The organism is Luteibacter sp. (genome assembly GCF_036500425.1).
Classification (GTDB): domain Bacteria; phylum Pseudomonadota; class Gammaproteobacteria; order Xanthomonadales; family Rhodanobacteraceae; genus Luteibacter.
The window spans coordinates 1-16468 of the sequence record NZ_DASYCB010000008.1; the positions used below are offsets into that span (position 1 = coordinate 1).

A 16468-nucleotide genomic window follows, 5' to 3' on the forward strand; every position below is an offset into this window, starting at 1 on the left:
CGCGCTTGCGCGCGATGGGGCTTGCGGCCAGCATCCATCGCGCGCAAGCGCGCTCCTACAGGGGTTAGAGGCCGGCGGCGTGGCGGGTTAGTTTGCGCTTGAGGGGGGCGAGGTGGTCGAGGACGCGGATGCCGATGCCGCGGGCGGTAACCAGCGGTGCGGCAGTCCAGTTGTAGATGCGTGCGAGCGCATCGAACGAGCGTGCGTCCAGTTCATCCGCGCTGCGGCGGCGGCGGGCGTAGCGACGCAGCACATGCTCGGCGGCGATGTCGCGCCCGGCGGCGCGTGCGTCGACGAGGGTATCGCGCAGCTCGGCCACGTCACGCAGGCCCAGGTTCACGCCCTGGCCGGCGAGGGGATGCACCGCATGCGCGGCATCACCTAACAGGACGAGGCGCCCGACTTCGTAGCGATCGGCCAGCTTCAGGCGGAGGGGGAACGCGACACGACGGGTCACGCTTTCGATCGGGCCAAGACGGAAGTCGCTGGCGATGCCCAGCGCCTCGCGGAACGCATCGTCGTCGAGCGCCAGCACACGCTGTGCCTCGGCGTCGGGCAACGACCAGACGATCGAACTGCGCCCATCCGCCAACGGCAGGAAGGCTAGCGGGCCACCCGGAAGAAAGCGCTGCCACGCCGTACGTTCATGCGGTCGTGCCGTACCGACGTGGGCGACCACGCCGCGCTGCGCGTAATCACGGCCATGGGTACCGATGCCAACCATGGCGCGCAGAGGGGATTCCGCGCCATCCGCGGCAACCACCAATCTCGCCGACAGCACCTGGCCGTCCGCGAGTTCGAGTTGTGCGCGGTCTTCGCGCATGCTGTAGCCGGTGACTTCGGCCGGCACCATGCGGCGAACGCCCGCATCCTCCAGGGCGTGCCAGAGCACCGCCTGGACCAGGTTGTTCTCGACGATGTAGCCGAGCACGTCGCGGCCCTCATCGGCCGCGTCGAAATGCAGCGTGGCGCCGTTTTCGGCATCCCACACCACCATGCGTTCGTACGGCGACGCGCGGCCTTCGCGAATCGCCCGCCATACGCCCAGCTGGTCGAGCAACTGGATCGATGAAGGCGCGAGGCCGACGACGCGCAGGTCCACGTCATGCGCAGCGGCCCAGGCCGCGGGTTCACGCGCATCGACCAGGGCGACACTGAAACCGGCACGAGCCAGCGACAAGGCGGCGGCAGCACCGACCATGCCTCCGCCGACAACGGCGACATCGAGCAACGCACCGCGACGGCGCGGGGGCTCCGTGTTCCAGGCGTCACTCACGGCGTCTTCTCCCGCACGGCAAACGGCGCATGCGCACGGAAACCCATCCCACGGCGGGTCAAGGCCTGCCGTAGCGGCGGCACGCGATCCAGCACGAGCATGGCCAGGGAACGCAGCGGGCCAAGGAACGGTTGTTCGAGGCAGGCGAGCCGGACCAGGCCGTGACTCATCGCCATGGTGCCTTCGCGATCGGCGGTACGCCGGCGCACGTATTCGGCCAGCAGCGCCGCATCGCCTGGGTCGCTGCCGGCGGCCACCAGTTCGGCAAGCGTCAGGGCATCACGCAGGCCGAGGTTGAAGCCTTGGGCGCCAATCGGATGCACCGTCTGTGCAGCATTGCCCACCAGCACGGCACGCGACCCGGCAAGCGACGTGGCCGCCACACGGCGGATCGGATACGGCACACGCTTGCCTGGACGGCTCAAGCGCCCCAGGCGCCAGCCGAAGCGTGCCTGGGCGAGCGCGGCGAAAGCGGCGTCATCCATGCCCGCCACAACCTCGGCCTGCTCAGCGGCCACCGTGAGCACGACGCCGATCCGGCGCTCCGCCAGCGGCAACACCGCGACCGGGCCGCCATCGGTGAAGCGCTCGAAGGCACGCCCGCGCGGGTCCTGCTCCGGGGTCATCGTGCTGACGAACAAGGCCTGTTGGTAATCGTATTCCTGGGTTCCGATACCGAGCTGGGTACGGATCCCGGAGGTCGTGCCATCCGCCCCCACCAGCAGCGGCGTGCTGACCTGGGTCGTTCCCTCGGGCCCGGTGATCGTGGCCAGCCAGCCACCGTCGACGGGCTCGATCCGTTCGACACGTGCGGGAGCCATGCGGGTGAGCAGGCGGCAGGCATCCAGACGGCGCAGCAAAGCTTCGCCCAACTCGCGCGCCGGCAAGGTCCAGCCCAGCGCGTCGACGCCCTCGGTGGCAGCATCCATGCGCACGCTGCCGAAATCGCCGGCACGGCTCGTATGAATATGCGTGATCGGCGTGGCCCGCGCCTGGGCCAGATCCCAGACGCCGATCGAGGCCAACCCGTTCACGGTGGCACGGGCCAGGGCCAGGTTGCGTTCGTCGTAGCTGGGCTGGTCGCCGATGCGGGGCGCAGCGGCTTCCACCAGCAGGGCGGGGATGCCGGCGGTATCCAGCGCGATAGCCAGGCTGGCGCCGACCAGGCCGCCGCCGACGATAAGAATGGGAGATGCAGGGCTCATGCACCGCATGATAACGCCGCCGCGTGCAGGCGCCGTGGGTGCGGCGGCCCGCCGCACGCTAGAATCGGCGGATGGGTAACCGACTCTCCAAGATCTATACGCGTACCGGCGACGATGGCAGCACCGGCCTGGGCGATGGCAGCCGTACCGGCAAGGATTCCTTGCGGGTGGCCGCGTACGGCACCGTCGATGAGCTGAACAGCACGCTGGGCATGGTTATCGCGTGCGACGGCGTGGATGACGCCATCCGCGAAGTGCTGGTCCAGGTACAACACGAGCTGTTCGACCTGGGCGGCGAGCTGTGCATCCCCGGCATGGCCATGGTTCAGGGCAAGGACATCGACCGCCTGGAAAACGTCCTCGATGCTTTCAACGCGGATCTGCCTGCCCTGAAGGACTTCATCCTGCCCGGTGGCGGCATGGCCGCATCCACCTGCCACCTTGCTCGCACCGTGTGCCGCCGCGCGGAACGCGAGGTCGTCGCCCTGGGCCGCGTCGAAGAGGTGCGCCCGGAGGCGCAGCGTTACCTGAACCGTCTTTCAGATTTGCTCTTCGTGCTGGCACGCGTGCTGGCGCGCCAAAGCGGGCACGGCGAGGTGCTCTGGCAACACGAGCGCCGCCCGCGCGGCTGAGCTGGCGGTGTAAGCTCAAGGGCATCGGCCCGGCGATCCGCCGCGCCCTCGCCAGGGGTTCGAGCTTATGCGTGGAGTGCCATCGTGCGATGCAGGCGGCGATTCTGCTAAGTTGGCCGCCTTTCGAACGGACCAGACCCCGCCCGTGACGTCCCGCATCAGCATCCTGCCTAAACGCCGCCTGCTGGCGACTGCCGTCGCCCTCATCGTCTCCGGCACCGCCTGGCAAGCCCAGGCCCAGTCCACACCCGTCGCCGGCACGACGCCTTCGGCGACGGTCAGCACCAGCAGCAACCGCGAAGCCAGCGAGGTCGAGACCTGCAAGCTGGGCTCGTTCTTCTGCGCGCCACGACCGGTCAGCTACCTGCTGTGCAGCCCCAACGCCATGCTGGACTTCTACGATCCGACGATCACGAAAGACACCACGCTTCGCGCGACGGCCGTCACCGATACCGTGTCGAACATCAACGCCACCGAAGGCGTGAAGGTTGAAAGCCCCGAGCCGAACATCTATCACATGACCGGCGGTGTGCGCCTGCAGCGTGCCGACCAGGTGCTCCAGGCCGAGGATGTGACCTACAACGCGGATTCCACCGCGTACGACGCCAAGGGCAATGTGCGCTACCAGGAAGCCGGCATGCTCCTGCGCGCCGACCGGATGACCGGTACCACCACGCCGAACCAGGGTGATGCGGACAAGGTCACCTACCAGTTGCTGCAATCGCGCGGCAACGGCGTGGCCGACCACGCGACGATGACCGACCCCATGCATGGCCGCATGCGTCTGGCCTCGTACTCGACCTGCGACGTGGGCAAGCACCAGTGGGAATTCCGCGCCAAGACGATCAACCTCAACAAGGACACCGGCGTGGGCGTCGCCCGGAACGGCACCATGCGCTTCAAGGGCGTGCCGTTCATGTACCTGCCCTACTTCTCGTTCCCGCTGGATGACCGCCGCAAGAGCGGTTTCCTCTACCCGACCTTCGGCTCGTCCAGCCATTCCGGTACGTATCTGTCCCTGCCGTACTACCTGAATCTCGCACCTAATTACGATGCGACGCTGAGTCCGCGCTATTACACGGATCGCGGCGCCATGCTCGGCGCCGAGTTCCGTTACCTGCTGCCGAAGTCAAACGGCCGGGTCTATTTTGAGTACATGGGTAACGACAAGGGCACCGATACGGATTTCTCGACGTACGGCGACCGGGGTGATGCCAAGCAGCGTTACCTGGTGCAGATCACGAATTCGACGGCACTGGGCGATGGCTTCAACCTCGGCGCGAACATCAACCGGGCGTCCGATAACGAATACTTCCGCGACTTCGGAAACGACCTGTATTCCTCCGCCGTCGGCATCCTGACCTCCAGCGTCTATGTGTCGAAGGGTGGCAAGTACTGGTCATCCTCGCTGGGTGTCGATGCCTACCAGAACGTCGACCCGGGCTTGCCGAACTACGTTGAGCCTTACAAGCGCTGGCCGCGCGGCACGTTCAACGCCGAGGTACCGCTCAATTCGTGGCTCGATGCCGGTATTGATTCGGAGGCCGTGGCTTTCCGCAAGGCAAATCCCGCACCGAATGGCAACCAGCTCGATGGCAACCGCCTGGATCTCGCCCCGTATGTGGCCGGCGATTTCGGTGGCCCGTTCTGGTTCATCCGCCCTCGTCTCGAGTATCGCTTTACCGGCTACCAGCTGAAGAACGCCGACTACAAGAACGCCTTCCCGGATCGCACCCCGACGCGCACGCTCCCGATCGCCAGCCTGGATGCAGGCCTGATTTTCGATCGCGAGGCGCATCTATTTGGGAATAGCTATACGCAGACGCTTGAGCCGCGGGTGTATTACCTGTACGTGCCCTACCGCAACCAGGATAAGTTACCGACATTCGACACCAACGAAATGTCGTTCGACTTCTGGCAGCTGTTTACGACGAACCGCTTTGCCGGTGCCGATCGCCAGATGGACGCCAACAATGTCACCGCGGCGCTCACCACCCGCCTGCTCGATGACAACGGCGTGGAGCGGGTCTCGGCCAGTGTCGGCCAGATCCGCTACCTGAGCGACCAGAAGGTGCAGATGCCGAATGTGTTCCCGACGGACTACAGCGGCTCGAACTACGTCGCCCAGTTTGCCGTGCAGCTCAACGACAAGTGGCGGGTGAACAGCTCGTACCAGTGGAACCCGAACGACAAGCAGAGCCCGTACCGGAATGACCAGGGCCAGGTCTACTTCCAGGGCCACGACACCGATCTGGCCACGGTCCAGTTCCAGCGCCGGATCAAGGGCGATGGCGTGCTCAACTTCTCGTACCGGTACCGCCGGAACGTGATGGAACAATTCGATACCTCCGTGGTCTACCCCGTGTCGGAGCGCTGGCGGGCCCTGGCGCGCTGGGTCTTCGCCCGCCGCGACATCCTGCCGGTCGCCACGGCCAACGGCACGTTCACCATGTTCGCCTTCTCCCACCGGACCCTGGAAGCCACCGCAGGCGTCGAATACGACAGCTGCTGTATCGCCTTCCGTATCCTTGGCCGCCACTACGTCCAGGATTACACCCGGCGGACGGATAACGCGGTCATGTTTGAGCTGGAATTCAAGGGGCTAGGCTCACTGAACCCCCAGTCGGGCGAGTATCTGCGGCGTGCTATCCTTGGCTATCAATAAATGGGGCAGGCGCCCCGGGCTCCCTATTCGATGAAGCAGATCCTCGTTTACTCCGTGCTCGCCGCCGCCATCCTGGCGGCCGTGCCCACCGCCAACGCCCAGATGCTGCCGCAGGCCCAGCCTGCCGGTCCCAGCGCGGGCATGGGCAATGGCTCGCTCGACCGCATCGTGGCGGTGGTGGAGGACGACATCATCCTCCAGAGCGAGCTGAACACGGCGATGAATGCCATCGTCAAGCAGTACGCGGCGAACCCGGGCCAGCTGCCCCCGCAGGATGTCCTGGCCCGCCAGGTGCTGGATCGCCTGATCCTCATGAAGCTGCAGATCCAGAAGGCCAACGACCAGAATATCCACGTCTCCGACCAGGATATCGACCAGGCCATCGGCAACGTGGCGCAGCAGAACAAGATGTCGGCCGAGCAGTTGCAGGGCGCCGTCCAGCACGATGGCATGAGCTGGCAGGCCTTCCGCATGCAGATTTCCGATCAGCTCATCACCCAGAAGCTGCATGAAAGCGTCGTCCGCGACCAGGTCACGGTGACCGACGCCGAGGTGAACAACCTGCTGGCCAGCCCGACTTACAAGGCCGGCGAAGTGCATCTGGCCCACATCCAGGTCAGCACCCCGGCAGAAGCTAGCGCTAACGATATCGCCCAGGCCCAGGCCAAGGCGGAAAAGGCCATCGCCGATATCAAGGCGGGCAAGGATTTCAACGCCGTGGCCATCCAGTACTCGGATGCACCCGATGCGCTCGATGGCGGCGACCTTGGCTGGCGCCGTCTCGACGAAGTGCCGCCGGCCTTCGCCGATGCCGTTTCCTCGCTCAAGGCGGGTGAATCCACCGCGGCCCTGCGTGGCCCGACGGGCTTCCATATCCTCAAGCTGGTGGAAACCCGCCAGCCGGGTCGCCAGGTCGTCACCGAGTATCACGCGCGCCAGATCCTGATCAAACCGTCCGAGATCGTCACGCCGGAACAGGCGGAGAAGAAGGCGGAAGATATCTACACCCGCGTGACCACGAAGAAAGAAGACTTCTCCAAGCTGGCGAAGGATGATTCGAAGGACAACACGACGGCTAACGCCGGCGGCGACATGGGTTGGTTCCAGAAAGACGCGTGGGGCCAGGCCGTGGCGACCCAGTTGGATGGCCTGAAGGAAAACGAGGTCTCCAAGCCGTTCCAGACCGATGCCGGCTGGATCGTGCTGCAGCTGCTGGGTACCCGCCAGAGCGACGTCACCGAAGAGTCGCAGCGCAACCAGGCGCGCCAGGCCATCGGCAACCGCAAGGCCGACGATGCTTACGAGAACTACCTGCGTGAAATGCGCTCGACCTCGTTCGTCGATATCCGCGTGCCGGAACTGAAAGACCCGGACGACAAGCAGGCCGCTGCCCAGCCGCAGGCTTCGGCCTCGAACTAAAGGCATGACCGCGTCCCCCCTGCCGAGGCTCGCCGTCACCGCCGGTGAGCCTGCCGGGGTGGGTCCCGAACTGCTTGCGCGCCTGGCGGCCAGTGACCTGGCCGCCGATCTCATCGCCATCACCGATCGCGACCTGCTGAGCCAGGCCGCCGCCGCATGCGGCCTGGTGCTGCACCTCGTTGATGACGACGGCCAGCGCATCACGCACCGCCCCGCCGGTCACCTGCGCGTACGCCACGTCGCTCTCGGCGCCCCCGTGCACTTCGGCGCGCCGGATCCGGCCAATGCCCGTCACGTCCTCTCGATGCTCGCGACAGCGGCCGATGGCTGCCTGGATGGCAGCTTCGACGCCGTAGTGACCGGCCCCGTGCAGAAGGCCAGCATCAACGAAGCCGGCATCCCCTTCAGCGGCCACACCGAGTTTTTCGCGGAGCGCGCCGGGGCAGAGGTCGTCATGATGCTCGCGAGCCCCGAGCTGCGGGTCACCCTGGCCACCACGCACCTGCCGCTGTCCGCGGTCCCGGCCGCGATCACCCCGGCGCTCCTGGAGCGGACGTTGGGCATCGTGCACGGCGCCCTGCGCCAGTCCTTCGGCTTCGCCAACCCGCGCATCGCGGTGCTCGGCCTCAATCCGCATGCGGGCGAAGACGGGCACATGGGCCACGAAGAGCTGGATACGATCATCCCGCTGCTTGAGCGCCTGCGCGCCGGTGGCATGGACCTGATCGGTCCCCTGCCCGCCGACACCGCCTTCGTTCCGGCCATGCGCCCACGCTACGACGCGGTACTGGCCATGTACCACGACCAGGCCTTGCCGGTGCTCAAGAGCGAAGCATTCGACCGCACCGTCAACATCACCCTGGGCCTTCCCTTCATCCGCACGTCCGTCGACCACGGCACGGCGCTCGACCTGGCCGGCACTGGCCGTGCCGATCCCGCCAGCCTGTTCGCCGCCACCCGCCTCGCCATGGAACTAGCCCGCTCGCGGGCCGCCGTATGAACGCACGCCCCAAGAAGAGCTTCGGCCAGCATTTCCTCCACGATAAGCGCTATATCGAGCGCATCGTCTCCTCGATCTCACCGAAGGATGGCGATACCGTCGTCGAGATTGGTCCCGGCGAAGGCGCCATGACGCTGCCCCTGCTTGCCGTGGCGAAAAAGCTGACCGCCATCGAGCTCGACACCGACCTCATTCCCGGCCTGCAGGCACGCGCCGCGCCGATCGGCGACCTCCGTATCGTGCACTCCGATGTACTGAAGGTGGATTTCAGCGCCCTGGCACGGGAGCTCGGCGCCGAACGCCTGCGCATCGCCGGCAACCTGCCCTACTACATCTCCAGCCCGATCCTGTTTCACTGCGTGGAACACGCGGCGGCGATCCAGGACATGCATTTCATGCTGCAGAAGGAAGTCGTGGACCGCATGGCCGCCGACCCCGGCAGCAAGGTGTACGGCCGGCTCAGCGTCATGCTCCAGCTTGCCTGCAAGGTCACGCCGCTGTTCACGGTGCCACCAGGCGCGTTCCGGCCGCCGCCGAAGGTGGATTCGGCCGTGGTGCGCCTGGTGCCGCTGCCGCCCGAGCAGCTGCCCAAGGGCGATCCGGCGAAAATCCACGCCGTCGTGAAGGCGGCGTTCGCCATGCGCCGTAAGACTCTGACCAATACCTTGAAGGGTTTGGTCAGTGAAGCCACCATCCGTGAACTCGGCATCGACCCGAAAGCCCGCGCGGAGACGCTCGCGCCGGGGGACTTCGTGAAGCTCGCGAACGCGACCTGAACAAGATGCGGGCATACTTGCCCACCCCCTCCGCGTCCCACACAATCCCTGCATGAACTCGAAAATCCCCTACACGATCGACGTGGAGGTCGAAACCCGCTTCGTTCCCGACCAGTCGCAGCCCGGTGATAACCGCTACGTGTTCGCCTATACGATCACGCTGCGCAATGCCGGCGAGACCGGCGCGCAGTTGCTTGGGCGCCATTGGGTCATCACCGATGCGAACGGCAAGGTGGAAGAAGTACGTGGCGATGGCGTGGTGGGCGAACAGCCCTGGATGCGACCGGGCGACACCTACGAATACACCTCCGGTGCCGTGCTGGAGACCGCGGTAGGCACCATGGCCGGCAGCTATCGCATGGTGGCCGACGATGGCACGCACTTCGACACGCCCATTCCAGCCTTCGTCCTCTCCATTCCTCGCACGCTGCACTAGGATTTACGCATGGAAAGCGCAAACGCCCGGTGCGGCGATACAAAGCGAGCAACCTGATGGCCGTCTACGCGATCGGCGACGTCCAGGGTTGCTACCCCGAACTCCAGCGCCTGCTCGAAAAAATTCGCTTCGACCCGGCCGCCGACCAGTTGTGGTTCTGTGGCGACCTGGTGAATCGCGGCGGTGAATCGCTCGCGACGCTGCGCCTCATCCATTCGCTGCGCGAGCGCAGCATCATCACGCTCGGCAACCATGATCTTTCGCTGCTGGCGATCGGCCAGCGCCGCGAGGATGCGCAGCAGCGGGTGAATCCCGAACTGCGCGAGGTGCTGTTCGCCGACGATGCCCCGGTGCTGCTCGAGTGGCTGCGCATGCAGAAGCTGCTGCACCACGACGAGGCGCTCGGCTGGACCATGATCCACGCTGGCATGGCCCCGATCTGGACGCTGCGCCAGGCGCAGCGCGCGGCACTGGAAGTGGAGCGTGAGCTTGGCGGTCCACGCCATCAGCGAATCCTGAAGAACCTGTTCGGCAACCGGCCCGCGGCCTGGAACAACCGCTTGCAGGGCGTCGAGCGCCACCGCGCCACGATCAATACGCTGACGCGTATGCGCTATTGCGATGTGAACGGCCGGATTGATTTCGAAGGGAAGGATCGGCCGGGCACGCAGAAGCCCGGGATGTACCCGTGGTTTGAAGTGCCGGGCATGCGCAAGCGCGAGACAAAGATCGTCTGCGGCCATTGGTCGGCGCTGGGGCGTTTTGCCGGGCTTGGCATCTATGCCATCGATACAGGTTGCGTGTGGGGCGGGCAGCTCACCGCCATGCGTATCGACGTGGAAGAGCCGCAGTACATCACCGTGCAGGCCGAGTCGTACCGGCAGAAGCCGAAGGGTGGCGGGGACTAACCGAATCAGCCTTCCGGCACGTCGTCGTCGGCTTCATGCGACAGTTCGTCGGGGTCGCGTTTCAGTGCGTGGGTCGCCAGATCCTCGATCATGTCGAACACCTTAGGCTCGACGCGCACGCCGTACTGCTCCCGCCGCCGCTTCGACACGGCGCCCTTGTTCTCAAGGGCGCCGCGCACCAGAACGGCGAGGTCGCTACCGCGAACGTCGACAACCTCGTTGATCTTTCGGCTGACGTAATCGTACCGCTCAAGATATTCGACGTTGGTACGCAACTCGACGGCTAGCGCCTGCTGTGCCATCCGATACGTAAATTCCACCGCGTGAGTCGCGTCCCAGTAGCGGTACATTTCATATCTATCGCTTCCCCGGTACTCAAAATCGAAGTTGTCTCCATCAAGCCAGGTCACATTCCAGCGCTCGCGGGCAGGGACGGAAAAAGCCTTGAGTGCTTCCAGATACTCGTTTTCATGCTTCTTCATGGCGACAGAGATGGGCAGGATCAGCCCGCTGTTGAGCGCACCTGACTGACATAAGGCGTGGTGAATCAGAAAGCGGCTGAGCCTTCCATTGCCATCCATAAAGGGATGGATAAAGACGAAGCCAAAGGAGCTGATGGCGCCTGCGACGATCGGATCAATCACCTTGGGCATCACGTTGGCGAAGGACATCATTTCGCTCATCAAGCCGTCCACCGCATGAGGTGGTGGGGGGATGTAGGTGACGCCAGCCGCACCAGGAAGCGAGTTCGCCAGGTGATTCTGCTCGGCCCTGAAACCGACCGCACGATCAAGCACATTGGAAATCGTGGCTTGCTGAAGATCGGTCAGGTATGCCTCCGTCAGCGGATTTTCCCTATGCGCAGCATGCAGCAACGCAACGAAGGCGGCCTGTCGTTGCTCACTCGGCACCTCGTTCTCAATGGCGAAACTGGATCGCGTCTCGCTCAGATAGGCGAAGCTCAGCGCTCGCTCCCTGACCGCCCCGGTCAGGCTCTCCGCATAGGCACGAACCTGCCCGGGAATGTCGGACGCCATGGCCTCGCGGATCAGCGGTGTGCGCGCGACCGTGGCGCACCACCCTGTCGTGCCCAGGCCATTCCACCTCACGCGCCAAAACGGCATCGGAGGGGCGTCAGGTAAGGTTACGTATCGCGCGGTGTCGAAGATATCCACCACCGCACCCGTGGCGGCCGATGCCCCTTCCAGACGCTTGCCGTGCGCCTCCTCCCAAAGGAAGCCCAGGGTCCGGGCGTATTGACCACTGGGGGTGCGCTGAACTTCGGAAAGGACATCATTGCCTGAAATCTTTCGCATGGCCTCCATGAGCAGGGCCAGGTCGATGGCCTCATGTTTCAGCGCAAACAGCAGGTGCTCTATCGGGTTGTCCGACTTCGGCGCCATCCGCGGCGGCACAGCCAGATATTCAGCGTTTCGCTCAAGGCGCGTCGTGGGCTTGATGAGTGCCGGGCAGGCGGGGTCGAACGAAGCCAGCCCCATCTTTTCTTTAAGAAACGCGTACCCGACCGACATTTTTCGTCCTTGGCTGTGATTTGTTTACAAAATCAGCTTTTTCATGATTTTTCTTTACATGTTGACGCAGGTCAAGCTACCTCTCTCGCCGCCGAACACGGAAACGAACTTTTCTTTACAAAACCTATCTTTTCTTTACAAATGAGAGTAATGACGCACTTTTCTTTACACACAGACGGACTTCCACGACGGCGACGACCCATCAGTGACGCGAGCACCCATCGCGCGCAAGCGCGCTCCTACAGGGAGTCGGGCAAAAAAAACCCGCCTTTGGGCGGGTTTTTTTTTCAGCTGAGCTGACCGTGGCAGTGCTTGTACTTCTTGCCTGAGCCGCAGGGGCATGGGTCGTTGCGGCCGACTTTCGGGCCTTCGGCCACCGTGGTGGGGACGGCTTGTTCCGCCACCGCATTGCCTGCGCTCAGTGCCTGGGCGTCAGCGTGCTGGAACTGCAGGCGCTGACCCTCTGCGGCGCGCTGCTGTTCCGCTTCCATCGCGGCCACTTCATCTTCGCTACGGATACGGATGCGGGCGAGCATCTGCACCACTTCCGCCTTGATCCGATCAAGCATCTCGGCGAACAGCTCGAACGACTCGCGCTTGAATTCCTGCTTCGGCTGCTTCTGCGCGTAACCACGCAGGTAGATGCCCTGGCGCAGGTAATCCATGCTCGCGAGGTGCTCCTTCCAGGCGTTATCGACCACGGAGAGCATCACGTGCTTCTCCAGCGAACGCATGGTCTCGGCACCGACCTGGGCTTCCTTCTCGACGAACAGGTGGTCCACCGCTTCGCGGACATGCTCGTAGATCGCTTCCGCATCCGCTTCCTTCTGGCCAGCCAGCCAGTGGGCGACGTCGAGACGCAAGTTCAGCTCGCTCGCCAGTTCGCGATCGAGGCCAGCGATATCCCACTGGTCATCGATGCTGTCGGCCGGGACGAAGCGACGCACAAGGCCTTCCACGACATCGGTGCGGATATCGCCGACCATGTCGGAAATATCTTCCGCCTCGAGCAGTTCATCGCGCTGCGCGTAGATCACCTTGCGCTGATCGTTGGCGACGTCATCGAAATCGAGGAGGTTCTTGCGGATATCGAAGTTGTGCTGTTCGACCTTGCGCTGCACCTTTTCGATCTGGCGCGTGATCAGGCGATCTTCCAGCGCCTCGTCTTCCTTCATGCCGAACATTTGCATCCAGCGGCCGATACGCTCGCCGCCGAAGATGCGCATGAGGCTGTCCTGCAGCGACAGGTAGAAGCGCGACGAACCCGGATCGCCCTGGCGGCCGGAACGGCCACGCAGCTGGTTATCGATGCGGCGTGATTCGTGGCGCTCGGTACCGATGATGTGCAGGCCGCCCGATGCGAGCACCTGCTCATGGCGCTTCTTCCACTCGGCACGCAGCTTTTCGCGCTCGGCTTCGCTCGCTTCGACCGGCAACGCACCCAGCGCGGCTTCAAGGCTGCCGCCAAGCACGATATCGGTACCGCGACCGGCCATGTTGGTAGCGATCGTGACCGAACCCGGCGCACCGGCCTGGGCCACGATGTGCGCCTCGCGCTCATGCTGCTTCGCGTTGAGCACTTCGTGCGGGATGCGCTCCTTCTTGAGCAGGCCCGCGACCAGTTCGGAGACATCGATGGATGCCGTACCGACCAGGACCGGCTGGCCCTTCTCGAAGCATTCCTTGATGTCCGCGATCACGGCCTTGAACTTCGCATCCGGGCCAAGGAACACCATGTCGGGGTTGTCCTTGCGGACCATCGGCTTGTGGGTGGGGATGACCACCACTTCAAGACCGTACACCGACTGGAATTCGTAGGCTTCGGTATCTGCCGTACCGGTCATGCCGGACAGCTTCTTGTACATGCGGAACAGGTTCTGGAACGTCACCGTCGCCAGGGTCTGGTTCTCGCGCTGGATAGGCACGCCTTCCTTCGCCTCGACCGCCTGGTGCAGGCCATCGGACCAACGGCGGCCAGCCAGCGTACGGCCGGTGAATTCATCCACGATGATGACTTCGCCGTCGCGCACGATGTAATCCACATCGCGCTGGTAGATGGCGTTACCGCGCAGCGCGGCATTCATGTGGTGAACGACGGCCAGGTTCTTCGAATCGTAGAGACCGCTATCCGGCTCGATGACCCCCGCCTGTCGCAGCAACTGCTCGGCGTGTTCCATGCCCTCTTCGGACATGTGCACCTGCTTCTGCTTTTCATCCACGTAGTAATCGCCGGCACCCTCTTCGGTTTCCTGGCGCGTGAGATGCGGCACGATCTTGTTCACCGCGATGTACAGCTGCGGGGAATCCTCGGCGGGGCCGGAGATGATCAGCGGTGTGCGCGCTTCATCGATAAGGATCGAATCCACTTCGTCGACGATGGCGTAGTGCAGGCCGCGCTGGTAGCGCTGGTCGCGGCTGAGCGCCATGTTGTCGCGCAGGTAGTCGAAACCGAACTCGTTGTTGGTGCCGTAGGTGATATCCGCGGCGTAGGCGCCACGCTTGTCGGCGTGATCCATGCCCGGGTACACCACGCCGACCGACAGGCCGAGGAAGTTGTACAGCTTGCCCATCTGCGCGGAGTCGCGGCGGGCCAGGTAGTCGTTCACGGTGACGACGTGGGTGCCCTTGCCCTGCAGCGCATTGAGGTACACCGGCAGCGTACCGACCAGGGTCTTGCCCTCGCCCGTACGCATTTCAGCGATACGGCCCATGTGCAGGACCATGCCGCCGATCATCTGCACGTCGTAGTGGCGCATGCCAAGCACGCGCTTGGCACCCTCGCGGGTGACCGCGAAAGCCTCGGGCAGCAGCTTGTCCAGGGTTTCACCGGCGGCGAGGCGCTGGCGGAACTCGTCGGTCTTGCCACGCAGGTCGTCGTCGGAAAGCTTTTCGAACTCCGGCTCGAGGGCGTTGATGCGCTTGACCGTCTTGGAAAGGTCGCGCAGCACGCGGTCGTTACGGCTGCCGAAAATGCTCGTCAGGGCACGATTGAACATCGATCATCCGGATCTGAAACAAAGGGGATTGCCAATAAGGCCAGAACCTTAGCGGCACGAAGGGTCGATCATACTACGGGCGCCCTTCAACTTGCCTTTAATGGCGGCGCCTCGGCGCCGTTCAAGGCTGTCTCACCGGTGGCTGCGAACGAACGCCAGCGGATTCACGACGCGGTCGTGGAACCAGACCTCGAAATGCACGTGTGAGCCGGTGGAGCGGCCGGTGGAGCCGGCCCGGGCGATCACGTCGCCCACATGCACGCGCTGGCCCACGGTGGCGACCAGGCGGCTGTTGTGGGCGTAACGGGTCATGTAGCCGTTGCCGTGGTCGATCTCGATGACATCGCCGTAACCACTGCGCTGGCCAGCGAAGGTCACCATGCCCTCGGCCACCGCAGTGACCGGGGTACCGGTGGGCGCCGCGATATCGATACCCGTGTGGCGGGCGCTGTGGCCGCTGAACGGATCGGGCCGACCGCCGAAGAAAGAGGAGATATAGCCATTCACCGGCATGCCGGTTGGGCGCAGGTTCGATTCGATCCGGCGATCGAGCAGCAGGTCGTTCAGGGCCTGCAACTGGGCCTGCTGCACATCGAACTGACCGGCGAGGTCGTCGATGCCCTGGTTCAGCGCAGCCGGCGCCATGGCGCCTTCGTCCTTGCCGGTGGTGAGTTCGGGGCCACCCTGGCCAGGATCTTCGCCGAAATTGAACTCGCCATCGTCGAGCTTGCCGACCTGGGTAAGCCGTTCGCCGAGTGCATTGAGGCGGATGGACTGGGCCTGGAGCTGGCCGAGCTTCACGGCGAGGGCATCGATATCGCGCTGGGAATCGGCCTTGACCTTGGCGATGCGGACATCAGCGTCAGCCGCTGTCGTCGCCACAGGGTGGCGTGGGCCTGCGATGGCGAGCGCCAGGGCGGCGCCCAGGCCGCCGATGCCGATAGCGCCAGCTACCGCCATGACCGCGAGCTTGCAGCGCATGCGCCGGCAAGCGAGGTTTAGCGTTTTCGGGCCTTTATGGCCGCGCGGTACGAGTATGATCTGCATACGTTCTTCATCGAATAAGTTCAGTCGGTCTATGCCACCGCCGTACCAGCCAACCCGACCTAGAACGCGTGGACTCAAGTCCATCGCGGATGTCGGGCCTGTCGCCAAGCTTGCCCACCGGGCTCGCGAGCTCGACACGCTGGACCGCCAGCTTCGCGCGACGCTTCCTGCACCGTTGCGTGACCATGTCCGCTTCGCGGACCTGCGCGACGGCCGGCTCGTCTTCCTTGCGCCTTCGTCTGCCTGGGCTTCGCGGGTACGCCTTTACCAGGCGCAGATCCTTGAAGCCGCCCGCGCCATCGGCGCGCAGGCCTACTCGGTTGCTGTGAAAGTGGCCCCCCTGCCGGTCGAGCAACCTGGCCCCGACCCGCTTAAACCGCTTTCCGCCGGGGCGGCCCGCCATCTACGGACTGCCGCTGCGTCACTGTCCGATCCCACGTTGCGGGACCTCTTCCTTGGTTTGGCCTCTGTGGCCGATAAGCCTGAGAATTCCGACACTTAAGAATCCGCCCATGCGGTTCCGTAAGCACCACCGGATCAACCGGTGGGCGGACTTTATAGCACGCATGATCCGCG

13 protein-coding genes are annotated in these 16468 nt (G+C 64.4%); 8 read left to right on the forward strand and 5 right to left on the reverse strand.

Features of this window, described 5'->3' with window-relative positions:
- Positions 1-64 precede the first annotated feature (64 nt).
- Both VGN46_RS01995 and ubiH read right to left on the reverse strand, forming a co-directional pair.
- Positions 65-1276 (reverse strand): UbiH/UbiF/VisC/COQ6 family ubiquinone biosynthesis hydroxylase, encoded by a 1212-nt coding sequence (locus VGN46_RS01995; RefSeq protein WP_331640069.1) that lies wholly within the window; start codon positions 1274-1276, stop codon positions 65-67.
- Complete coding sequence (gene ubiH / locus VGN46_RS02000) at positions 1273-2490, reverse strand: 2-octaprenyl-6-methoxyphenyl hydroxylase (protein ID WP_414675200.1); 1218 nt, start codon at positions 2488-2490, stop codon at positions 1273-1275. Before ubiH ends, VGN46_RS01995 begins: the two co-directional genes overlap by 4 nt.
- A gap of 62 nt (positions 2491-2552) precedes the next feature.
- On the opposite strand from ubiH, the gene VGN46_RS02005 reads away from it, so the two are divergent.
- The 7 genes from VGN46_RS02005 to VGN46_RS02035 all read left to right on the forward strand — a co-directional run bounded on the left by VGN46_RS02005 (position 2553) and on the right by VGN46_RS02035 (position 10317).
- Positions 2553-3113 carry a cob(I)yrinic acid a,c-diamide adenosyltransferase gene (locus VGN46_RS02005; protein ID WP_331640073.1) on the forward strand — a complete coding sequence of 187 codons (561 nt, stop codon included), beginning with the start codon at positions 2553-2555 and terminating at the stop codon, positions 3111-3113.
- 145 nt (positions 3114-3258) lie between these two features.
- On the forward strand, positions 3259-5778 hold the full coding sequence (locus VGN46_RS02010) for an LPS-assembly protein LptD (protein WP_331640075.1): 2520 nt from the start codon (positions 3259-3261) through the stop codon (positions 5776-5778).
- 30 nt (positions 5779-5808) lie between these two features.
- A complete protein-coding gene (locus tag VGN46_RS02015) occupies positions 5809-7197 on the forward strand; it encodes a peptidylprolyl isomerase (protein WP_331640077.1) in 1389 nt (462 codons plus the stop codon).
- A 4-nt stretch (positions 7198-7201) separates the two neighbouring features.
- A complete protein-coding gene (gene pdxA / locus VGN46_RS02020; protein WP_331640078.1) occupies positions 7202-8197 on the forward strand; it encodes a 4-hydroxythreonine-4-phosphate dehydrogenase PdxA in 996 nt (331 codons plus the stop codon).
- On the forward strand, positions 8194-8973 hold the full coding sequence (gene rsmA, locus VGN46_RS02025; RefSeq protein WP_331640080.1) for a 16S rRNA (adenine(1518)-N(6)/adenine(1519)-N(6))-dimethyltransferase RsmA: 780 nt from the start codon (positions 8194-8196) through the stop codon (positions 8971-8973). Before pdxA ends, rsmA begins: the two co-directional genes overlap by 4 nt.
- 52 nt (positions 8974-9025) lie before the next feature.
- Positions 9026-9409 (forward strand): Co2+/Mg2+ efflux protein ApaG, encoded by a 384-nt coding sequence (gene apaG, locus VGN46_RS02030; protein WP_331640082.1) that lies wholly within the window; start codon positions 9026-9028, stop codon positions 9407-9409.
- A 56-nt stretch (positions 9410-9465) separates the two neighbouring features.
- On the forward strand, positions 9466-10317 hold the full coding sequence (locus tag VGN46_RS02035; protein WP_331640084.1) for a symmetrical bis(5'-nucleosyl)-tetraphosphatase: 852 nt from the start codon (positions 9466-9468) through the stop codon (positions 10315-10317).
- A gap of 5 nt (positions 10318-10322) precedes the next feature.
- On the opposite strand, the gene VGN46_RS02040 is transcribed toward VGN46_RS02035, so the two are convergent.
- The 3 genes from VGN46_RS02040 to VGN46_RS02050 form a co-directional block, all read right to left on the reverse strand.
- A complete protein-coding gene (locus tag VGN46_RS02040) occupies positions 10323-11849 on the reverse strand; it encodes a Fic family protein (protein ID WP_331640086.1) in 1527 nt (508 codons plus the stop codon).
- Positions 11850-12136: 287 nt separating this feature from the next.
- Complete coding sequence (gene secA / locus VGN46_RS02045; protein ID WP_331640088.1) at positions 12137-14845, reverse strand: preprotein translocase subunit SecA; 2709 nt, start codon at positions 14843-14845, stop codon at positions 12137-12139.
- Between the two features lie 132 nt (positions 14846-14977).
- Entirely contained in the window at positions 14978-15892 is a 915-nt protein-coding gene (locus VGN46_RS02050) for a M23 family metallopeptidase (protein ID WP_331640091.1), read from the reverse strand.
- 31 nt (positions 15893-15923) lie between these two features.
- Here VGN46_RS02050 and VGN46_RS02055 point away from each other — a divergent pair, with 31 nt between their 5' ends.
- Positions 15924-16394 carry a DUF721 domain-containing protein gene (locus VGN46_RS02055; protein ID WP_331640093.1) on the forward strand — a complete coding sequence of 157 codons (471 nt, stop codon included), beginning with the start codon at positions 15924-15926 and terminating at the stop codon, positions 16392-16394.
- The last annotated feature ends 74 nt before the right edge of the window (positions 16395-16468 follow it).